The sequence below is a fragment of the Staphylococcus sp. GDY8P85P genome (assembly GCF_017892405.1).
GTDB classification, from domain to species: Bacteria; Bacillota; Bacilli; order Staphylococcales; family Staphylococcaceae; genus Staphylococcus; species Staphylococcus borealis.
In genome coordinates this window covers 13,732-35,339 of sequence record NZ_JAESLA010000021.1, presented here as the reverse complement: position 1 = coordinate 35,339, position 21,608 = coordinate 13,732, and the positions used below count along the sequence as shown (strand labels likewise).

Sequence of the window (21,608 nt, the reverse complement as noted above, 5' to 3'; positions counted from 1 at the left end):
TGAATTTATTGTATCTAATTGTATAGCTAACTTCAATCGTTAGCTATTGGGTTCTGCCTTTTCTAAAAGAAAAAACGTAGGCCTGCAATCAGCACAATACCTACTAGAATGGTTGTAGTCAGACTACGCGTGAAAAGTGCGATAAATACCGTTGGAATCGTCACAAGAATAAACGGAATATTAAGGGTGTATCCTGCTACACCTTCCTGTTGTACGATAATGCCATCTAATATCAGTGCTGTAAATAATGTTATTGGAATAAATGATAGCCATTTAATTACCGTTTCTGAGAGTTGAATACGTGAAATCATTAAGAATGGAACTACTCGAATGATTAACGTTACAAGTCCACATAACACGATTAAGATAAACATATGCCAAGATGTTGTCATTTATCCATCACCACCCCTAATGTTGCTGCTAGCATCGATGCAATCAGAATTGCAACGTATGATGGCATAAACCAACTTAAGCTGAGCATCATCACGATAACAAATACGATAAGTACAAGGTATATGCGTAGTTTAGATGATGTGATTGACTCAAATTGTGCCATGGTTAAAAAGATAAACATTGCTGTAATCGCAAAATCGAGACCCAACATGTCTGGATTAGAGATATATTTACCAAGTAATGCACCAACAATACTGGCTAGTGCCCAAAATGCATATGCGGTTAAATTTAAGCCATGTAACCATCGATCGTTTATCTTCTCCCCTTTTAAATGCGGTGTGATAGCGACGCCAAATGTTTCATCTGTCAAAATTGAAGACAGACCTAGACGATTCCAAATACCATAGTCTTTATAATTGGGTGCTAACGTCATTGATAATAGGAAGAAACGTGAATTGACAATCAATGTTGTAAGAACAATAGCAGAAATCGGTGTGCCTGTAGCAACGAGTGCACAAATAATAAATTGTGCTGCGCCAGCATAGACAAGTAAACATAATAATAGTATTTCAATGATACTAAAATGTTGTGAAGCAGCTACAATGCCAAACGATAAACCAATCCCAACGTATCCTAACAAAGTAGGTATACATTCTTTAACGCCTTGCTTAAACGTCACATGTGATGTCATCTTTGTAACCTCCCTTTATACTTAATAGTTTAGAACAGTATTTTATTAATAATTTCAGTCTAATATACGGATGCTAGAGTGGCAACAACGTTAGACATAGGGTTGTGTGATGTTAGACTAACAGACTACTTAGAACTACTGATTTAAAGGGGTATTTAATATGTCTATTTTTTGACAACAAAGCGTATATCACACCTCTGAAAGCAGTCTAAATCCACCCTTTTCACTTCATCACTTTATTAAGAAAAAGTGAATTTTTAACATGATTGATTGTATATTCAAGACATCATAGACCACAATTCAATGTAGTTTCATTGCAGCATTCCTGCCACCTATTCACTTTGTTTATGACATTCATATTGGTTTAACACCATAAAAAGAGAGCTGAAAAAGTGTTATATAAACACCTTCTCAGCTCAGTCAGCTACTGCGAATTTGTACTGTAGCTTTAGTATATTATCGCTTATTCCGTACTCTATAAATTAACGTTATAAGCTAACTAATAATCGAATTAGTCGTTAACTGGACGGATTTCAGTTTTACCACCCATGAATGGTACTAATGCTTCAGGAATTGTAATTGAGCCATCTGCATTTTGGTAGTTTTCAACGATTGCTGCAAATGTACGACCTACTGCAAGACCACTACCATTTAATGTATGTGCTAATTCTGGTTTAGAAGCTGCATCACGTTTGAAGCGGATGTTAGCACGACGCGCTTGGAAATCAGTACAGTTTGAGCAAGAACTGATTTCTTTATAGTTGTCATAACTTGGTAACCAAACTTCTAAGTCATATGTTTTACTTGCACTGAAACCAATATCGCCAGTACATAAGATAACACGACGGTAAGGTAAACCTAATTCTTCAAGAATTGCTTCCGCATTTTGTGTCATATCTTCTAATGCATCCCAAGAATCTTCTGGTTTTTCGATACGTACCATTTCAACTTTGTCAAATTGGTGTAAACGGATTAAACCTCTTGTGTCTCTACCTGCTGATCCAGCTTCACTACGGAAACAAGCAGTTTGAGCAGTGAATTTTTCAGGTAGTACGCCTGGTTGAATGATTTCGTCTCTGTAGAAGTTTGTTAATGGTACTTCTGCAGTTGGGATTGTGTATAGACCTTCTTTTTCAACTTTGAATAAGTCTTCTTCAAATTTAGGTAACTGACCAGTACCAAACATTGTATCTGCGTTAACTAATTGAGGTGTCATCATTTCAGTGTAACCATGTTGTGTTGTATGTTTTGTAAGCATGTAGTTCATTAATGCACGTTCTAATAATGCACCATCTTTAGTTAAGTATACGAAACGCGCACCTGAAATTTTTGCAGCACGTTCAAAGTCTGCCATTTTTAATTCTTCAACTAAGTCCCAGTGTGCTTTAGGTTCGAAGTCAAACTCACGAGGTGTACCCCATTTTTTAACTTCAACATTTTCTTCATCAGAATCCCCTTGTGGTACATCTTCAGCAATTAGGTTAGGAATACGAATTAAGATATCTCTAACTTTATTATCCACTTCATTAAGTTTAGCGTCGTTTTCTTTGATTTCGTCACCAAGTTCACGCATTTCTTTAATAACGTCGTCTGCATTTTCTTTATTACGTTTCTTTTCAGCGATTTCTTCACTTACTTTGTTACGACGTGCTTTCATTTCTTCAGTCTTACCAATTAATTGACGGCGTTCATTATCTAATTCTAATACCTCGTCAACAACTTTAGGATCATCTCCACGTAATTCAATTTTGCTCTTAACTTTGTCAGCTTCTTCTCTGAATAGTCTAATGTCTAACATGTAACATTCATCCTTCCCAAATTTTTGAAAATTTTTATTTTGGATAACATGCGTCTTGTTCAATAAAAAAAGACCACATCCCCTTTACAAGGGACGTGGTCTACGCGTTGCCACCCTATTTAACAATTTGACACAATAGATGTATCGAATTGCACTTTCCTTAAAATAACGGTTTTACCGGTTGTTCACAATTGTAGGTAGATTCGCATAATCATCAATTACTTGTTCACACTCAACACAAGCTCTCTGAAATTAACTGATTATGTTACTTGTCCCACGAACAATAACTTATTAAGTTATTTTTAATATAGCAAACTCCTTTATAATTAGCAAGTAAATGCTAAATAATATTATATTTATCTTATTGTATACGCCCTCTATAAAGCCATGTAGGGACCTTATGATACGTATAATTAAATATTCTTCATAATAGTGTTGACGAAAGTCTTTCACAGGTATAATATTTTCTATTGTATTTAAAAAAGGTATAGACAAACAATCCAATTTAGAACTCAATCAACTAAGTCATCATGGATGCTATCGCTACGCATTTCATTGTCACTTGAAATTTGAGTTATATACAGTAATGGCGGTACACACATTTTTCTAACATTATACGTTCACAACGTCTTCAAGGGAGGGTTTAATTTATGGAAACATTAACAACTGTTAATATTCCGAAGAGAAAAGAAGAGACACATAAAGGTGACTATGGAAAGATTCTACTGATAGGTGGAAGTGCCAATTTAGGTGGCGCAATCATGTTAGCTGCGCGTGCATGTGTTTATAGTGGAAGTGGGTTAATTACAGTAGCTACACATCCTACAAACCATGCGGCACTCCATTCACGTTGTCCAGAGGCAATGGTAATCGATATTAACGACACTAAAATGTTAACGAAAATGATTGAAAACACAGATAGCATTTTAATTGGACCAGGGTTAGGTGTCGATTTCAAAGGTAATAACGCAATTACGTTTTTACTACAAAATATACAACCACACCAAAATTTAATTGTTGATGGTGATGCGATTACAATATTTAGTAAATTAAAACCTGATATTCCAACTTGCCGTGTCATCTTTACACCACATCAAAAAGAATGGGAACGTTTAAGTGGTATCCCTATTGAAGAGCAAACTTACGAACGTAATAGAGAAGCTGTTGATAAGTTAGGTGCTGCTGTTGTACTGAAGAAACACGGTACTGAAATATTCTTCAAAGATAAGGAATATAGACTGACAATTGGTACACCAGCAATGGCAACTGGTGGTATGGGCGATACATTAGCTGGAATGATTACTAGCTTTGTTGGCCAGTTTGATGATTTTAGAGATGCAATTACAAGCGCAACATATACACACAGTTATATTGGAGAGAAATTATCTGAATCCATGTACGTTGTGCCACCTTCACGTTTAATTAGTGAAATCCCATATGTGATGAAAGAGTTAGAAAACTAATTGAATCAAATAAAAATAAGACTCCCCTAGTGAAAGGGAAGTCTTATTTTTATTAAATGAATATATTCTATTATCGCTGATCACTATGGATTAGCCTTTAATTCTCGTCGTCTTCATCATCGTTAGATGCATTATCAATGTCTTCATTCACACGATCCATAAAATCTTGTCTAACTTCAATACGTTCATCTGTTGCATTATCCTCAGTTACTGTTTCCGTATCTTCATCCGCTTCCGTATGGAGTGCATTACCTGGTGTATCATCATCTACTACTTCTTCGCTAGGGCTTTCTGTACTTTCTGCATTTGTTTCACCATCTTCAACTTGTGCTGCCTCAGTTGCATCTTCATCTTCTGTTTTATCAATGACTTTAGCAACCGTTGAAACAAATTGATCTTCACCTAGTTTCATTAAGCGTACACCTTGTGTTGCACGACCATTTTGAGAAATATCTTCTACTTCTAAACGAATAATCACACCACTATTGGTAACAATCATTAAATCTTCTTCACCAGTAACTGTTGTGATACAAACGATGTTACCATTACGTTCTGTAATTTTCGCAGTCTTAATACCTTTACCGCCACGGTTTGATAAGCGATATTCACTTACTGGCGTACGTTTACCATAACCATTTTCAGTGACAACAAGAATTTCATCTTCACTATCAGCATGGGCAACATCTAGACCTACTACAACATCATCTTCACGTAATGAGATACCTCTTACACCTGCAGCAGTTCGACCTAATGGACGTAAACTTGTTTCTGCAAATCTGATTAATGAAGCGTGAGATGTACCAATTAAGATGTCTTGGTGACCATCTGTAAGACGGACTGCAATTAATTCGTCATCTTCTTTGAAACCAATCGCAATTTTACCATTCTTATTGATATGTGAGAAATTACTTAACGCAGAACGTTTCACAATACCGTTTTTAGTTGCAAATACTAAGTAACTATCTTCATCTTCGAGATCTCTAACCGCAATCATAGTACTGATTGTCTCATCATTATCCAATTCAATCGCATTGATGACTGGAATACCTTTAGATTGTCGAGATAATTCTGGCACTTCATAACCTTTAAGTTTGTATACACGACCTTTATTCGTGAAGAATAAAACATGGTCATGCGTACTTAACGTAACAAGTTGGCTGACGAAGTCTTCTTCCAATGTATTCATACCTTGAACACCACGTCCTCCACGATGTTGTGAACGATACGTAGAAACAGGTAATCGTTTAATATAGTTATTATGACTTAATGTAATAACAATTTGTTCTTCTGGAATAAGATCTTCATCTTCGAGATCATCTAAACCACCTAATTGAATTTCCGTACGACGTTCGTCACCGAAACGTTCTTTAATGTCTGTTAATTCATCTCGAACTAATTGAAGTAACACTTCGTCATCGGCTAAGATTGCTTCTAATTCAGAAATATAGCCGAGCAATTCGTTATATTCATTTTCAATTTTATCTCGTTCTAAACCTGTTAAACGTCTTAAACGCATATCAAGAATTGCTTGTGCTTGGCGTTCAGACAATTTAAAACGCGATTGTAATGTTTCCATTGCGACTTTATCTGTTTCTGATTCACGAATTGTCGTAATAATCTCGTCGATATGATCTAACGCAATGCGTAAACCTTCTAAGATATGTGCACGGTCTTTCGCTTTTTTCAAATTATATTCTGTACGACGGCGTACGACAGTCTTTTGATGCTCTAAGTATTCAACTAAAGCTTGTTTTAAATTGATTAATTTTGGACGTCCATTAACCAGTGCAATCATATTCACACCGAATGACGTTTGTAATGGTGTTTGTTTGTAGAGATTGTTCAAAATAACATTGGCGTTTGCATCTTTACGTACATCAATAACTACTCTAACACCTGTACGTAAACTTGTTTCATCACGTAAATCTGTAATACCTTCGATTTTCTTGTCACGAACAAGTTCTGCTATCTTTTCAATCATACGTGCTTTATTAACTTGATATGGGATTTGAGTCACTACGATACGTTGGCGACCGCCACCACGTTCTTCAATTTCTGCACGTGCACGCATTTGAATGGAGCCACGTCCTGTTTCATATGCGCGTCGGATACCACTCTTGCCTAGGATTAAACCAGCTGTTGGAAAATCAGGGCCTTGAATATCTTCCATAAGTTCTGCAATCGTAACATCTGGATTCTTACTTAAATGTAAAACACCGTTGATGACTTCAGTTAAATTGTGAGGAGGAATATTTGTTGCCATACCTACAGCAATACCTGATGCACCGTTCACTAATAAGTTAGGGAAACGAGAAGGTAAGACTTCCGGCTCTCTTTCAGTACCATCATAGTTATCTAGGAAATCAATCGTATCTTTATTAATATCACGTAATAGTTCTAACGTAATTTTAGTCATCTTCGCTTCAGTATAACGCATGGCAGCGGCACCATCGCCGTCCATTGAACCGAAGTTACCTTGACCATCAACAAGTGGATAGCGATAGCTGAATGTTTGTGCCATTCTAACCATGGCATCATAAATTGATAAGTCTCCGTGAGGGTGATATTTACCCATTACATCCCCAACGATACGTGCTGATTTTTTATATGGTTTATCAGGGGTCATACCTTGTTCATTTAAGCCATATAAGATACGACGGTGTACAGGTTTTAAACCATCACGTACATCAGGTAACGCACGTGAAACGATAACGCTCATTGCATAGTCTAAAAATGATTCGCGCATCTCGCTGGTTATATTTCGTTCATTTATTCTTGATTGAGGTAAGTCAGCCATCAAGATATCCTCCTTCTATAATCAATTCACTTAAAATAGCAAGACTGCAAGCCATTCGCTATACAGTCTTCAACATGTTCATTCGTTCACGCTAATTTAGAAATCTAGGTTTGCATATACTGCATTGTCTTCGATAAATTGTCTACGATTTTCAACGACATCACCCATTAACATTTCAAACGTTTGGTCCGCTTCAATCGCATCATCTAATTTAACTTGTAACATCATACGGTTTTCAGGATTCATTGTCGTTTCCCATAATTGATCCGCATTCATTTCTCCTAAACCTTTATAACGTGAAATTTGCCATTTAGGCGTAGGACTTAATTCTGATTTTAATTTATCAAGTTCACGATCGTTAAATACATAATATTTTTGTTTACCTTGTGCCAATTTGTACAATGGTGGTTGTGCGATATATACATATCCCGCTTCAATTAATGGTCTCATGAAACGATAGAAGAACGTTAGTAGTAGCGTTCTAATATGTGCACCATCGACATCAGCATCTGTCATAATTACAATTTTATGATAACGTGCTTTAGTGATATCGAACTCGCCACCAATACCAGTACCAAAGGCTGTAATCATTTGACGTATTTCATTGTTATTTAGAATACGGTCTAGACGTGCTTTTTCAACGTTTAAGATTTTACCTCTTAATGGCAAGATTGCTTGTGTTTTAGAGTCACGACCTTCTTTTGTAGACCCCCCGGCAGAGTCACCCTCTACTAGGAAGATTTCACTTTCTTCAGGTTTCTTACTTGAACAATCGGCAAGTTTACCTGGTAAGCTTGAAATTTCTAAAGCTGATTTACGGCGTGTTACTTCACGCGCTTTTTTAGCTGCAACACGTGCACGTGATGCCATGATTCCTTTTTCCACAACAATACGAGCAACATTTGGATGTTCGTATAAGAAACGTTCAAAATGTTCAGCAAACAATCTATCAACAATTTGACGTACTTCAGAGTTACCTAATTTCGTCTTTGTTTGTCCTTCGAATTGAGGATCACCATGTTTAATTGATACGACAGCTGTTAAACCTTCACGTGTATCTTCACCAGACAATCTTTCTTTGTCATCTTTAATGATCTTACTTTGTGTGCCGTAACTATTTAATATACGTGTTAATGCACGTTTAAAGCCATCTTCATGCGTACCACCTTCATACGTGTGAATATTGTTCGCATAAGATAATAAGTTCGTTGCATAACCACTGTTATACTGCATAGCGATTTCAATTTCTACATCATCTTTAGTTTGGTGAATATAAATCGGCTCTTCATGAATTGGCTCTTTATTTTCATTTAGTAATTCAACGTAAGATTTAATACCGCCTTCATAATGATATGTATCTTCACGTTGTTCTTCATCTTCACGTTCATCTCTTAAAGTGATTGAAATACCTTTGTTTAAAAATGCCAGCTCTCTAATACGTTTTTGAAGTGTTTCATAGTCATAAACGGTTGTTTCAGTGAATATTTCGCCATCTGCTTTAAAGCGAATCACTGTACCTGTTTTATCAGTGCTACCTACTTCTTTAAGATCAAATTGTGGTACACCTTTTTTATATGCTTGATGATAGATTGTATCGTTACGATGAACGTATACCTCTAAGTCTTCAGACAATGCGTTAACAACTGAAGAACCTACACCATGTAGACCGCCAGATACTTTATAACCGCCACCGCCGAATTTACCACCAGCATGTAGTACAGTTAAGATAACTTCAACTGCTGGACGACCCATTTTTTCTTGAATATCAACAGGAATACCTCGACCATTGTCAGTTACTTTAATCCAATTGTCTTTTTCAATAATCACTTCAATTTGATCTGCATAACCAGCAAGTGCCTCGTCGATACTGTTATCCACGATTTCCCATACTAAGTGGTGCAAACCTCTCTCTGAAGTTGAACCTATATACATACCAGGTCTTTTACGAACGGCTTCTAACCCTTCTAATACCTGTATCTGTCCAGCACCATAGTTATCTGTGTTGTTTACATCTGACAATGTATTCACCATCACTTTCTATTACTTTATAATTTCACCTTGATTGATTCGATAAAGCTTAGCATTGTTCATAATCTCATGATCTATGCCGTCTACGGATGTTGTCGTTACAAAGGTTTGTACTTTATGTTGAATCGTGCTTAGTAAATGTGTTTGTCGAGAATCATCTAATTCGCTTAACACATCATCTAGTAGTAAGATTGGATATTCTCCAACTTCAATGTTCATCAACTCTATTTCTGCTAGTTTAATGGATAATGCGGTCGTACGTTGTTGTCCTTGAGACCCGTATGTTTGCGCATCCATATCATTTACATTAAAGCCTAAATCATCTCTATGCGGGCCAAATAAACAAACGCCACGTTCCATTTCACGCTTAATATTGTCATTTAACAGTGTAATCACTTCGTCTAATAACGCTTGCGCATCTTTATCCATATCACTGAGTTTTATACTTGGTAAATAAGTCAACGATAACGTTTCTCTGTCATTAGTGATACCAGCATGAATCGGTTTAGCCAATGATTCTAATTCTTTGATGAAATGTGCTCGTCTCAACGTTACATTCAATGCATATTGCGCAAATTGTTGGTTTAAGACTTCTAACATCGTAGTGTCTTGTTTATGACCAAGTTGCAACTGCTTTAAGTAGTTATTCTTCTGTTTAAGAATACGTTGGTATTGAGCCAAGTCATTTAGATAAACTGCAGAGATTTGACCTAATTCCATATCAATGAACCGTCTTCGTATCTGTGGTGCACCTTTAACAATATTTAAGTCTTCTGGCGCAAAAAGAACCACGTTAAGATGTCCAACATACTGCGTTAGTCGACTTTGTTCTAAGTGGTTCACTTTTACTTGTTTACCTTTTTTAGTTATAAACATCGTTAATGGCATCGTTCCATGTCTATAATTTAGTACACCCTCTATTTTAGCATACTCTGAGTTAAACCGTATAAGCTCCTTGTCATTCGATGTGCGATGACTTTTAGCTAAAGCTAATGTGTAAATTGATTCAAGTAAATTCGTCTTCCCTTGTGCATTTTCTCCGATCAGAATATTCACATCAGGATGACATTCAAGCGTAACTTCTTCATAGTTACGATAATTCTCTAATTGGAGTGTTTTAAGTTTCATTGTTCACCTTGATGAATAATGATTACAGAATCAATTTCAGGGATATCAGGGAAATCAATTCGATCTTGGTTGGCTAGTTTTTTACCACGACGTGTTTCGCGTTCACCATTAATTAAAACTTCATAATCTTGTAAGAACCATTTAGCTTGGCCACCTGATTCTATAATGCCTTCAGTTTTAAGAAACTGGCCTAACGTAATATCGCCTTCAACCACTACTTCTTGAACCAAAATAATCACTCCGTTTCTTTATGTGTCATTAATATATTATACCTTTTTTAGGTTTAAATTTCATTTAAAATGGAATGTGAAACCGTTTACTTCACAATATCTTTATACATATTTAAATTTTGAAGGAAAATTGCCTATATTTTTCAAATTGAAGCGGCTTTTTTTGAATAACAAAAGGCGTTAAAAATGATTTCATTACTCATATAGCCCTATTTTTAATTTTAAGGGCCATTTTAGCTTGATGATATATTATTTAGAGTTATCCACTAGTTAATAACTTTTGTGTCTACATTGAAGGCTGAATGAGCTTAAATTAAATTAAAAAAAGGAGTTACGACAGAATTTCTTTTGAATTCGTCGTAACTCCAAATTAATAGCTTTTAAAACTAATATGTTCTAATTGGTAAAATTAATTGCGTAACAGAGTCATCTGCTTTTGGTTTAAGAATGAATGGTTTCATCGTACCAAAGAATTCTACTTCAACTTCATCATTATCGATTGCCTTCAGCGCATCCATCATATAACGAGAGTTGAATGAAATCTTCAAGTTGCCACCTTCTACATCAGTTGCTGTCACTTCTTCTTTTACAGTACCGATTTCAGGTGATGTTGATGATAATTCTACAACGTCATTACCTGTGCTCAACTTAATAACATTGTTACCACCTTCTCGTGCTAATAATGAAGCACGATCAATTGCGTGATAGAATTCACCGTTGTCTAAACCTAATTTAATTTCATAATTCTCTGGGAATAGACGTGTCGTATCTGGATAATGACCTTCTAATAAACGAGAAATAAAGTTTACATTACCAACTTTAAATAATACTTGGTTTGAAGCGAAGAAAATATCGATTTCTTCATCACTATCACTCATAATTTTATTCAATTCTGATAAAGCTTTACCTGGAATGATGACATTTTTGTTTTTTGACTCATCTTCCAACTTCAATTTTCTTACAGCTAAGCGGTGTGAATCAGTCGCAGTGCATATTAATTCATTATCTTGTATAAGCCAGTTCACACCAGTAAGTACTGGGCGTGTTTCTGAGGTGGACACTGCGAAATTTGTTTGCGCAATGATATTTTTTAAGACTTTTACTGATAATTGAATGGCGTCATCACGTGATACTTGAGGTAATAATGGATATTGATCAGGATCCAAGCCACTTAAGTTAAATTCTGAATGTCCAGATGTAATCAGTGTTTGGAATTGTTCGTTTGTTGATAATTTTACGTCTTTACCTGGTAATTTTTTAATAATATCTACGAAGAAACGACCAGGAAGCACTACTGAACCTGTTTCAGAAATAGTGACAATATCCTCACCATCAACTTGTTTAGGGATTGTAATTTCAATAGATATCTCAGAATCTGAACCAGTAAGAATGACCTCGTTGTCTTTAGCATCGATTTTGATACCTGTTAAAATCGGTAATGTTGTTCTTGGTGAGATGGCTTTTAATGTGTCATTTAATTGATTAATAAAATAATCTCTTCTAATTGTGAATTCCATCATTAATTTAAACTCCTTCCAGTCGTTTATATATAATTATATAGGTTTTAAATTCATAGTAATAGTAGTAGGGCTTGTGGATTAGTGGATATGTTAAGAAAATCCTTGTGTGCCAAAGTTATACACATGTGGATAAACTGTTGATGCTGTGTATTACTTTTTAACATTATCCACAATTACTAACAAAATCATCTTGTTCACTTGTCAGACTTATTGGCACTTCATTCAAGGTAACAGACCATTTACATTATTTCCCACTTTTAAACGTCGTAATCTGTTGTATAACAGTTTCGAATGTTTATATTATTGATTGCGAATTTCTTTTTCTAAATCTTCTACTTCTTGTTTAAAAATTGGATCTGCTTTGATATCCTTTGCGATTTTCTCGTGTGCATGAATAACCGTTGTATGATCGCGACCACCGAATTCTTCACCAATCTTAGGTAATGAGAAATCAGTAAGCTCCCTTGATAGATACATAGCGATTTGACGAGGATACGCAATTGATTTGGTACGTTTTTTCGCACTAAAATCTTCAATACGAACGTTATAGTAATGCCCAACGACTTTCTGAATATCTTGAATTGTAATTTTTTTAGATTTAGGAACTTGAATAATATCTTTAAGTGCTTCTGCTGCTAATTCAGTCGTAATCGGTCTGCCTTGAAGCTTCGAATAGGCAAGTAAACGCGTGAGTGCACCTTCTAATTCACGAATGTTTGATTGAATTTGATTAGCAATATAATTTAATGCTTCAGCTGGAATTTCTAAATTTTCTTCTTCGATTTTTTTCTGAAGAATTGCCATACGTGTTTCATAATCAGGAGGCGTAATATCAACGATTAAGCCCCATTCAAATCGAGAACGTAAACGGTCTTCTAATTTAGCGATTTCTTTAGGTGGGCGGTCACTTGAAATGACAATTTGTTTCTTATTTTGATGTAATTCATTAAATGTGTGGAAGAACTCTTCTTGCGTTTGTTCTTTATTTTGAATGAATTGAATATCGTCAATCAGTAACACGTCAATGTTTCTATATTTCTCTCTAAAAGCTTCTGGTTCATTGTTACGAATTGATTTAATGAAGTCATTTGTGAATTTTTCACTTGAAGTGTATAGCACTTTAGCATTTGGTTGATTACTGAGAACATGATGACCAATCGCATGCATAAGGTGCGTTTTACCAAGACCAACACCACCATAAATAAATAGAGGATTGTATGCTTGGGCTGGTGCTTCAGCAACCGCAAGACTTGCTGCATGTGGAAATCTGTTACCAGGTCCAATAACGAACGTATCAAATGTATTGTGTGTATTAAATTGATCTGTACCTTCATGAACATCCTCAATGATGTGACGCTGAGGTTCGCTGCTTGGTGATTTAGCTTTACGACTCTCTTCATCAAGTTCTGCTAATTGTTCAGCAGTGAAAAATTTGGGTTCAACTTCATAACCAATAACATCTTTCATAATTGTTTGAATAACTTCTTTATAGTTAGAATTTAACCATTCTGCATAAAATTCATGTATTACGAAAATGATCGCAACGTTATCACGAATTTCTTTAAGCTCCGTATCTTTCAAAAAAGTATTAAATGTCGATTTAGATATTTCTGATTCAGCAACGTCTAATACTTTTTTCCAAATTTCTTGTTCTGACATATAATAAACTCCATCTTCTTTAAATTTAAGACTTATACACAGACATTTAGACAAGTGGATAAAAATAATCACAGCATGTTAATAATTATCCACAAGTTAATAACATTCGGTGGATAACTTTATATATGCTATGATTTATTCACACTAAAAACGTATATAAAATCAATAAATAAATCCTGTTAAAATAATGAATTAGACGACTTATCCACACAATTATACTTTTTAACCAAGAGAGATGTCAAATAGGTGTGAATATGTTGTTAAATTAGGTATAAATCTGTTAATAATGGTTATATTATCCACAATTATTGAATGGTCATCTGTGTATAATTGGATAATTTTTGAAATGAAAGCACTATGTATTATAACAGCTTGGGAAATAATTTATAAAGATGTATTTAAAATGAATAATGAAAGCATTGTAGACTCGGCGTAAAATGTATAAATATTAAAAATGATTTTGTGACAAAGTTTACTAAAAAATTAGTATCTTACTGCAAATGCTGCTTGCTTTATAAATAGTAATTTGTTATATTGTAGTAGTTGCTTGAATTATGACTAGATAAAATTGAATTAAAACAAGAATTCTGATATCAGAAAGTATAATTTATCTATTAAAATAATCAGGATCACTACAAGAGCGAGTGAGCTGGATAAATATGTAGATGGAGGTGTTTTGCATGGTAAAACGTACTTATCAACCAAATAAACGTAAACATAGTAAAGTTCATGGTTTCAGAAAACGTATGAGCACTAAAAATGGCCGTAAAGTTTTAGCACGTCGTCGTCGTAAAGGCCGTAAAGTTTTATCAGCATAAGATCACTGACTTCTCAGTGGTCTTTTTTTTCGTTTCAATAGGTATAAATTGGGACACGCTATATCAGAACGAACATAAACTAGAATGGCAAAGAATAATATAAGCGAGTGATGTGAACGTGGAGAAAGCTTACCGTATAAAAAAGAATACTGATTTCCAAACCATTTATAAAAGAGGCAAATCGGTAGCAAATAGACAGTTTGTTGTTTATACCTATAATAGTAATAAAGATCATTTCCGATTAGGAATTAGCGTATCTAAAAAGTTAGGTAATGCAGTGACTCGAAACAGAATTAAACGTGCGATTAGAGAAAATTTTAAAGTTCATAAAGAAGATATCATCGCACGTGACATTATCGTTATCGCTAGGCAACCAGCTAAAGACATGTCTACACTTGAAATTCAAGGTAGCTTAGAACATGTACTTAAAATTGCGAAAGTGTTTAATAAAAGGATTAAATAAGCAGGGTAGGGGAGATGTTAAGACTACGGTCAGTCTGACGTCAGACAAACAGGAGTCTTCCCTTCATAATAATCAATCAACTTGTTAGCAATTTTAATAGAAACAAATTACAATGTTATAATGAAATTTTACTTGAATAAGGAGGCGAGGATAATCATGGATTTCGATACAATTACTAGTATTTCAACGCCAATGGGTGAAGGTGCAATTGGTATTGTCCGTTTATCTGGACCGCAAGCCGTTGAAATTGGAGATAAACTATATAAAGGAAAGAAAAAGTTAGAAGATGTAGATTCCCATACGATTAACTATGGTCATATCGTCGATCCAGAAACAAATGAAGTTGTTGAAGAAGTTATGATATCTGTGTTGAGAGCACCAAGAACATTTACCCGTGAGGATATTATTGAAATTAATTGTCACGGTGGTATTTTAACCATTAATCGTATATTAGAACTAACAATGACGTATGGCGCTAGAATGGCAGAGCCGGGTGAATATACTAAGCGTGCATTCTTAAACGGACGAATTGATTTATCTCAAGCTGAAGCTGTTATGGACTTTATTCGTTCTAAAACAGATCGTGCTTCTAAAGTTGCTATGAATCAAATTGAAGGGCGTCTCAGCGACTTAATTAAACGACAACGACAATCCATTTTAGAAATTCTCGCGCAAGTAGAAGTGAACATTGATTATCCTGAATATGACGATGTTGAAGATGCTACAACAGAGTTCTTATTAGAACAATCTAAAAAAATAAAAAATGAAATTAACCTTCTATTAGAAACTGGCACACAAGGTAAGATTATGAGAGAAGGTCTTTCAACAGTAATTGTTGGTAAACCAAATGTAGGGAAATCATCAATGTTAAATAATCTTATTCAAGATAATAAAGCGATTGTAACTGAAGTTGCAGGTACGACGCGTGACGTCTTAGAGGAATACGTTAATGTCAGAGGTGTACCTTTAAGATTGGTAGATACTGCAGGCATTCGTGACACTGAAGATATCGTTGAAAAGATTGGTGTCGAACGTTCACGAAAAGCCTTAAGCGAAGCAGATTTAATCTTATTTGTCTTAAATAATAACGAATCTTTAACACAAGAGGATCGTACTTTATATGAAGTTATCAAAAATGAAGATGCCATTGTCATTGTAAATAAAACAGATTTAGAACAACATTTAGATATTAATGAAGTCAAAGAAATGATTGGTGATACGCCACTTATTCAAACCTCTATGCTTAAACAAGAAGGCATCGATCAACTAGAATTACAAATACGTGATTTATTCTTTGGTGGCGATGTTCAAAACCAAGATATGACATATGTATCTAATTCAAGACACATTTCTCTATTGAAACAAGCTAGAAATGCAATTCAAGATGCGATTGAGGCAGCGGAATCTGGTATTCCTATGGACATGGTTCAAATTGATTTAACGCGTACATGGGAACTATTAGGTGAGATTATTGGTGAATCCGCAAGTGATGAGTTAATTGACCAATTATTTAGTCAGTTCTGTTTAGGAAAATAATGAAATTGCAAATGATAGCCATTCGGGAACGAAATAATAAACATTAAACAAATTAAGACGGTAGGAAGTCTTAGTAATAAAATATAGAAAAAGGAAATTTAAAGGAGGTCAATCAGGTGGTTCAAGAATATGATGTAATTGTCATTGGTGCTGGGCATGCAGGAATTGAAGCAGGTTTAGCATCTGCAAGACGTGGTGCCAAAACACTAATGTTAACAATTAATTTAGACAACATTGCATTTATGCCATGTAATCCCTCAGTAGGTGGTCCAGCTAAAGGTATTGTCGTTCGTGAAATTGACGCATTAGGTGGCCAAATGGCCAAAGCAATTGATAAAACGCATATCCAAATGCGTATGTTAAATACTGGTAAAGGCCCAGCTGTGCGTGCATTACGTGCGCAAGCCGATAAAGTATTGTACCAACAAGAAATGAAACGTGTGATTGAAGATGAAGATAATTTAGATATCATGCAAGGTATGGTAGACGAATTAATCATTGAAGATGATGAAGTTAAAGGTGTGCGTACTAATATTGGCACTGAATATCGTGCGCAAGCGGTTGTTATTACAACAGGTACGTTTTTACGTGGTGAAATTATTTTAGGAAATATGAAATATTCAAGTGGTCCAAACCACCAACTTCCATCTATTACGTTAGCTGATAATTTAAGAGAATTAGGCTTTGAAGTTGTACGTTTTAAAACGGGTACACCACCACGTGTAAATGCGAAAACAATCGATTATTCTAAGACAGAAATTCAACCAGGTGATGAGGTAGGTCGTGCATTTAGCTTTGAAACTACAGAATATATACTTGATCAATTACCATGTTGGTTGACGTATACAAATGATCGTACACATAAAGTCATCGATGATAACTTACACTTATCAGCCATGTATTCAGGTATGATTAAAGGGACAGGCCCACGTTATTGTCCATCAATTGAAGATAAATTTGTCCGTTTCAACGATAAACCTAGACACCAACTTTTCTTAGAGCCTGAAGGTCGTCATACGAATGAAGTATACGTCCAAGGACTTTCAACGAGCTTGCCAGAACATGTGCAACGTCAAATGTTAGAAACAATTCCTGGTCTTGAAAAGGCCGACATGATGCGTGCCGGTTATGCGATTGAATATGATGCCATTGTACCAACGCAATTATGGCCAACATTAGAAACTAAAATGATTAAAAATTTATATACAGCCGGTCAAATTAATGGTACATCAGGATATGAAGAAGCGGCTGGACAAGGTATTATGGCGGGAATCAACGCAGCGGGTAAAGTGTTAGGAACAGGCGAAAAAATCTTAAGCCGTTCAGATGCATACATCGGTGTGTTAATTGACGATTTAGTTACGAAAGGTACAAATGAACCGTATCGTTTATTAACTTCTCGTGCTGAATATAGATTGCTATTACGTCATGATAATGCCGATTTACGATTAACAGATATGGGTTATGAATTAGGTATGATTTCTGAAGAACGCTATGCACGTTTTAATGAAAAGCGCCAACAAATTCAAGATGAAGTTGAACGTTTAACTAATATTCGTATTAAACCAAATGAACATACGCAATCTGTTATTGAAGCACATGGTGGTTCACGTCTTAAAGATGGTATATTGGCGATTGATTTATTACGACGTCCAGAGATGACGTATGATACGATTTTAGAAATCTTAGAAGAAACGCATCAATTACCTGAAGCGGTTGAAGAGCAAGTTGAAATTCAAACGAAATATGAAGGTTATATCAATAAATCATTACAACAAGTTGAGAAAGTTAAACGTATGGAAGCGAAAAAAATTCCTGAAGACTTAGATTATAGTAAAGTTGATAGTTTAGCGACTGAAGCACGTGAAAAATTAGCTGAAGTTAAACCATTGAATATTGCTCAGGCATCACGAATCTCTGGTGTTAACCCAGCAGACATTTCAATCTTACTTGTTTATTTAGAACAAGGTAAATTGCAAAGGGTGAAAAATTAATGAGTGGCGTAGAATGGCTAGCTAAAGAATTAAGTGAACATGGAATTGAGTTGTCAGATAAACAAAAAGAACAATTTCAGACATATTATCATCTACTTGTTGAGTGGAATGAGAAAATGAATCTCACTAGTATTACAGATGAACATGAAGTTTATTTGAAACATTTCTATGATTCTATTACACCAAGCTTTTATTATGATTTTAATCAGCCCTTAGCCATTTGTGATGTTGGCGCGGGTGCTGGTTTCCCAAGTATTCCGTTGAAAATTGTATACCCTGAGTTGAAAGTGACGATTGTAGATTCACTAAATAAACGTATCCAATTTTTAAATCATTTAGCTGCCGAACTTGGCTTAACACAAGTTAGCTTTGTGCATGATCGAGCTGAAACATTCGGCAAAGGCGTCAATAGAGAAACATATGATGTTGTAACCGCACGTGCAGTAGCCAGACTTACAGTGCTAAGTGAATTATGTTTACCTTTAGTTAAAAAAGGTGGCCATTTCATCGCATTGAAGTCTTCTAAAGGAGAAGAAGAATTAGAAGAAGCGCAATTTGGGATTAGTATATTAGGTGGCGTCTTTAGTGATTCTTACACTTTTGATTTACCTGAAGATGCTGGAGAACGACAAATGATTATAATTGATAAACGTCGTCAAACATCTAAAAAATATCCTAGAAAACCTGGTACGCCTAATAAATCTCCTTTACTAGAAAATTAATAGCACTTACATGTTAAAATTAATTTTAAGAGGAGTGAATGGATAATGAAAAAACCTTTTTCAAAATTATTTGGATTGAAAAATAAAGATGACATCGTTGGATACATTGAAGAAGATCGCAATTCTAGCGTCGAATCCATTCAAATTGAGCGTATTGTACCTAACCGTTATCAACCAAGACAGGTGTTTGACTCAAGTAAAATTACAGAACTTGCGGAATCCATTGATGAACATGGGCTATTGCAACCGATTGTCGTGCGACCAATTGAAGAAAATATGTATGAAATCATCGCAGGTGAACGCCGTTTCAGAGCGTTACAATCCTTGCATAAAGCACAAGCCGATGTCATTATTCGTCATATGAATGATGAAGAAACTGCTGTCGTTGCTTTAATTGAGAATATTCAGCGTGAAAATTTATCTGCAGTAGAAGAAGCGGAAGCATATAAAAAGTTGCTTGAAATTGGTGGAACTACGCAAAGTGAATTAGCTAAAAGTTTAGGCAAAAGTCAGAGTTTTATTGCGAACAAGTTGCGTTTACTGAAGTTAGCACCTAAAGTCATCAGTCGTTTAAGAGAAGGTAAGATTACAGAGCGTCATGCTCGAGCAGTCTTATCTCTTAAAGAAGAAGATCAAGAACAACTCATTGAACAAGTCATCAATCAAAAGTTAAACGTTAAACAAACAGAAGCACGTGTTAAACAAAAAATTGGACCTGAAAAGGTTAAAGCCCAATCTTTCCAATTCTCCAAAGATTTAACACAAGCACGTGATGAAGTTGGAAAGAGCGTTCAAGCAATTGAACAATCTGGTATACGTGTAGAACAACGTGATAAAGATCATGATGATTATTATGAAATTAAGATAAAAATTTATAAAAGATAGTGAAAAATCTCCTTTTAGGCAGTGTCTGAAAGGAGATTTTTTTATAAAAATTTGAAAATTAGTTTTATTTCGTACGCCATTTACATTATACTGAAATAGTTTTACAATATTATTAAACGAAACGTATCGTTTAATAATTCATGAAGAAGGTTTTGTAAGTGTTTGGAATATCAATTTCTAGTGCGATACTCCATTTTATGATTGGAGGTCTTGCTGTAGCCATTGCCTCGATTATGGCTGAAAAAGTAGGCGGTAAAATGGGTGGTATCATTGCAACAATGCCGGCAGTCTACCTTGCTGCTATTATTGCATTAGCAATAGACCATCATGGCGATCAACTTGTTCAAATGTCCATTCATCTTAGTGCTGGTGCGGTAATAGGCATTATTTCATGTATCATTACTGTTTTCTTAACATCGATCTATATTAGTAAACGAGATTATAAAAAAGGCACCGCATTTGCATTTGTATGTTGGGTTGTCATTTCGCTTGCTATTTTTGCAGTAAGACATATTTCATAATATTTGGAGGCATTTTCAATGAAATTGGCAATAATTAAATTTCTAGTAGGTGGATTAGCAGTGACGCTGAGTTATATTATCTCAGTCATCTTACCATGGAAAGAATTAGGAGGCGTCTTTGCCACATTACCGGCAGTGTTCTTAGTATCTTTATTTATAACAGGTATGCAACATGGCGATGTTATTGCTAAACACGTAAGTAGAGGTGCAGTTTTTGGCATGACGGGCGTCCTTATTAGTATATTAGCAACTTGGGGAATGCTATATTATACTAATCAATGGCTACTTAGTATTGTTATTGGATTTATTGCATGGTTTGTAAGTGCAGTAATTATTTTTGAAGCGGTTGAATTTATTTCGCATTTAAGAAGGGGAAAACATGGCTGGAAGACCGAAAGATCCGACAATCAATCATAAAATTTTTAATGAATTAGATCGAATGTTGGCTACGACACATTTTAGAGACATCACCATCGATCAAATATCTGAAAACACAGGTGTGTCTAAAGCTACAATATATCGACGTTGGAAAGATAAATCTTCAATTATTGTAGATATGTTCGTGAGTAGAGCTCAAATTTTTGAAAATGAAAATAAAGATCTACACACGGGGTTGTATGAATTCTTAATTAAAATAATGGAAATTTATAAAACGAATTTAGGGCGTGCGGTTATTGAAATATTAATTAGTAATCAACAAAATGATGCACGTGAGTTGTTTATGAAAAGTTATTTTAAAAGTAACCGAAAAGTATTAAAATCGATTATCGCACAACATATCAAAGAAGAGGACCAAGATTTATTTATTGATTTAATTTTCTCACCTATTTATTTCAATATTTTAATTAAACCTGAAACTTTAGATGAAGTCTATATTAAAAAGATGCTTGATGTTATTTTAAAATCGTTTAATCAATAATGGCTTATAGCAAAGAGGAACTGCGTTTTAATAAATAGCGCAG

Annotated in this window: 19 protein-coding genes and 1 other annotated feature; of the genes, 10 read left to right on the top strand and 9 right to left on the bottom strand. The window is 35.0% G+C overall.

Features of this window, described 5'->3' with window-relative positions; genetic code table 11:
* Positions 1-62: 62 nt before the first annotated feature.
* The 3 genes from KA828_RS05135 to serS all read right to left on the bottom strand — a co-directional run bounded on the left by KA828_RS05135 (position 63) and on the right by serS (position 2,882).
* Positions 63-392 (bottom strand): AzlD domain-containing protein, encoded by a 330-nt coding sequence (locus tag KA828_RS05135; RefSeq protein ID WP_053030333.1) that lies wholly within the window; start codon positions 390-392, stop codon positions 63-65.
* The gene (locus KA828_RS05130) at positions 389-1,084 is read right to left on the bottom strand and encodes an AzlC family ABC transporter permease (RefSeq protein WP_193839827.1); all 696 of its coding nucleotides are present in this window, start codon (positions 1,082-1,084) and stop codon (positions 389-391) included. Before KA828_RS05130 ends, KA828_RS05135 begins: the two co-directional genes overlap by 4 nt.
* 511 nt (positions 1,085-1,595) lie before the next feature.
* Positions 1,596-2,882, bottom strand: coding sequence for a serine--tRNA ligase (serS, locus tag KA828_RS05125; protein ID WP_193839826.1), 1,287 nt, complete (start codon positions 2,880-2,882; stop codon positions 1,596-1,598).
* An 86-nt stretch (positions 2,883-2,968) separates the two neighbouring features.
* Positions 2,969-3,166, bottom strand: a binding site (T-box leader).
* A 366-nt stretch (positions 3,167-3,532) separates the two neighbouring features.
* Between serS and KA828_RS05120 the strand changes: the two genes are divergently transcribed.
* Positions 3,533-4,345, top strand: coding sequence for an NAD(P)H-hydrate dehydratase (locus tag KA828_RS05120; RefSeq protein ID WP_053030330.1), 813 nt, complete (start codon positions 3,533-3,535; stop codon positions 4,343-4,345).
* A 97-nt stretch (positions 4,346-4,442) separates the two neighbouring features.
* Here KA828_RS05120 and gyrA read toward each other — a convergent pair whose 3' ends face one another.
* From gyrA to dnaA, 6 genes are all read right to left on the bottom strand, one after another.
* Positions 4,443-7,142, bottom strand: coding sequence for a DNA gyrase subunit A (gene gyrA / locus KA828_RS05115; protein WP_210125611.1), 2,700 nt, complete (start codon positions 7,140-7,142; stop codon positions 4,443-4,445).
* 96 nt (positions 7,143-7,238) lie between these two features.
* Entirely contained in the window at positions 7,239-9,173 is a 1,935-nt protein-coding gene (gene gyrB / locus KA828_RS05110; protein ID WP_053030328.1) for a DNA topoisomerase (ATP-hydrolyzing) subunit B, read from the bottom strand.
* A 9-nt stretch (positions 9,174-9,182) separates the two neighbouring features.
* The gene (recF, locus tag KA828_RS05105) at positions 9,183-10,298 is read right to left on the bottom strand and encodes a DNA replication/repair protein RecF (RefSeq protein ID WP_053030327.1); all 1,116 of its coding nucleotides are present in this window, start codon (positions 10,296-10,298) and stop codon (positions 9,183-9,185) included.
* Entirely contained in the window at positions 10,295-10,537 is a 243-nt protein-coding gene (gene yaaA, locus KA828_RS05100) for a S4 domain-containing protein YaaA (protein ID WP_174841934.1), read from the bottom strand. Before yaaA ends, recF begins: the two co-directional genes overlap by 4 nt.
* Positions 10,538-10,914: 377 nt before the next feature.
* Complete coding sequence (gene dnaN / locus KA828_RS05095) at positions 10,915-12,048, bottom strand: DNA polymerase III subunit beta (RefSeq protein WP_210125609.1); 1,134 nt, start codon at positions 12,046-12,048, stop codon at positions 10,915-10,917.
* Between the two features lie 300 nt (positions 12,049-12,348).
* Positions 12,349-13,707: a chromosomal replication initiator protein DnaA gene (gene dnaA / locus KA828_RS05090; RefSeq protein ID WP_204194127.1), complete on the bottom strand. Its 1,359-nt coding sequence runs from the start codon at positions 13,705-13,707 to the stop codon at positions 12,349-12,351.
* A 680-nt stretch (positions 13,708-14,387) separates the two neighbouring features.
* On the opposite strand from dnaA, the gene rpmH reads away from it, so the two are divergent.
* The 9 genes from rpmH to KA828_RS05045 all read left to right on the top strand — a co-directional run bounded on the left by rpmH (position 14,388) and on the right by KA828_RS05045 (position 21,565).
* Complete coding sequence (rpmH, locus tag KA828_RS05085) at positions 14,388-14,525, top strand: 50S ribosomal protein L34 (RefSeq protein WP_000240855.1); 138 nt, start codon at positions 14,388-14,390, stop codon at positions 14,523-14,525.
* Positions 14,526-14,637: 112 nt separating this feature from the next.
* Positions 14,638-14,988, top strand: a complete 351-nt coding sequence (gene rnpA / locus KA828_RS05080; RefSeq protein ID WP_174841452.1) for a ribonuclease P protein component — start codon at positions 14,638-14,640, stop codon at positions 14,986-14,988.
* 156 nt (positions 14,989-15,144) lie between these two features.
* Complete coding sequence (mnmE, locus tag KA828_RS05075; protein WP_210125608.1) at positions 15,145-16,524, top strand: tRNA uridine-5-carboxymethylaminomethyl(34) synthesis GTPase MnmE; 1,380 nt, start codon at positions 15,145-15,147, stop codon at positions 16,522-16,524.
* A 116-nt stretch (positions 16,525-16,640) separates the two neighbouring features.
* The gene (gene mnmG, locus KA828_RS05070) at positions 16,641-18,518 is read left to right on the top strand and encodes a tRNA uridine-5-carboxymethylaminomethyl(34) synthesis enzyme MnmG (RefSeq protein WP_107629418.1); all 1,878 of its coding nucleotides are present in this window, start codon (positions 16,641-16,643) and stop codon (positions 18,516-18,518) included.
* Positions 18,518-19,240: a 16S rRNA (guanine(527)-N(7))-methyltransferase RsmG gene (gene rsmG / locus KA828_RS05065; RefSeq protein ID WP_210125606.1), complete on the top strand. Its 723-nt coding sequence runs from the start codon at positions 18,518-18,520 to the stop codon at positions 19,238-19,240. Before mnmG ends, rsmG begins: the two co-directional genes overlap by 1 nt.
* Positions 19,241-19,285: 45 nt before the next feature.
* Entirely contained in the window at positions 19,286-20,125 is an 840-nt protein-coding gene (noc, locus tag KA828_RS05060; RefSeq protein WP_053030319.1) for a nucleoid occlusion protein, read from the top strand.
* 158 nt (positions 20,126-20,283) lie between these two features.
* Positions 20,284-20,646 (top strand): DUF3147 family protein, encoded by a 363-nt coding sequence (locus KA828_RS05055; protein ID WP_210125604.1) that lies wholly within the window; start codon positions 20,284-20,286, stop codon positions 20,644-20,646.
* Between the two features lie 18 nt (positions 20,647-20,664).
* The gene (locus tag KA828_RS05050; RefSeq protein WP_210125602.1) at positions 20,665-21,063 is read left to right on the top strand and encodes a DUF3147 family protein; all 399 of its coding nucleotides are present in this window, start codon (positions 20,665-20,667) and stop codon (positions 21,061-21,063) included.
* Positions 21,026-21,565: a TetR/AcrR family transcriptional regulator gene (locus KA828_RS05045; RefSeq protein ID WP_210125600.1), complete on the top strand. Its 540-nt coding sequence runs from the start codon at positions 21,026-21,028 to the stop codon at positions 21,563-21,565. Before KA828_RS05050 ends, KA828_RS05045 begins: the two co-directional genes overlap by 38 nt.
* The last annotated feature ends 43 nt before the right edge of the window (positions 21,566-21,608 follow it).

What these genes read in the sequence shown, in the direction of transcription:
- KA828_RS05135 (WP_053030333.1), bottom strand. Translation starts at nt 392, where the DNA reads ATGACAACATCTTGGCATATGTTTATCTTAATCGTGTTATGTGGACTT.
- KA828_RS05130 (WP_193839827.1), bottom strand. Translation starts at nt 1,084, where the DNA reads ATGACATCACATGTGACGTTTAAGCAAGGCGTTAAAGAATGTATACCT.
- serS (WP_193839826.1), bottom strand. Translation starts at nt 2,882, where the DNA reads ATGTTAGACATTAGACTATTCAGAGAAGAAGCTGACAAAGTTAAGAGC.
- KA828_RS05120 (WP_053030330.1), top strand. Translation starts at nt 3,533, where the DNA reads ATGGAAACATTAACAACTGTTAATATTCCGAAGAGAAAAGAAGAGACA.
- gyrA (WP_210125611.1), bottom strand. Translation starts at nt 7,142, where the DNA reads ATGGCTGACTTACCTCAATCAAGAATAAATGAACGAAATATAACCAGC.
- gyrB (WP_053030328.1), bottom strand. Translation starts at nt 9,173, where the DNA reads ATGGTGAATACATTGTCAGATGTAAACAACACAGATAACTATGGTGCT.
- recF (WP_053030327.1), bottom strand. Translation starts at nt 10,298, where the DNA reads ATGAAACTTAAAACACTCCAATTAGAGAATTATCGTAACTATGAAGAA.
- dnaN (WP_210125609.1), bottom strand. Translation starts at nt 12,048, where the DNA reads ATGATGGAATTCACAATTAGAAGAGATTATTTTATTAATCAATTAAAT.
- dnaA (WP_204194127.1), bottom strand. Translation starts at nt 13,707, where the DNA reads ATGTCAGAACAAGAAATTTGGAAAAAAGTATTAGACGTTGCTGAATCA.
- rpmH (WP_000240855.1), top strand. Translation starts at nt 14,388, where the DNA reads ATGGTAAAACGTACTTATCAACCAAATAAACGTAAACATAGTAAAGTT.
- mnmE (WP_210125608.1), top strand. Translation starts at nt 15,145, where the DNA reads ATGGATTTCGATACAATTACTAGTATTTCAACGCCAATGGGTGAAGGT.
- rsmG (WP_210125606.1), top strand. Translation starts at nt 18,518, where the DNA reads ATGAGTGGCGTAGAATGGCTAGCTAAAGAATTAAGTGAACATGGAATT.
- noc (WP_053030319.1), top strand. Translation starts at nt 19,286, where the DNA reads ATGAAAAAACCTTTTTCAAAATTATTTGGATTGAAAAATAAAGATGAC.
- KA828_RS05050 (WP_210125602.1), top strand. Translation starts at nt 20,665, where the DNA reads ATGAAATTGGCAATAATTAAATTTCTAGTAGGTGGATTAGCAGTGACG.
- KA828_RS05045 (WP_210125600.1), top strand. Translation starts at nt 21,026, where the DNA reads ATGGCTGGAAGACCGAAAGATCCGACAATCAATCATAAAATTTTTAAT.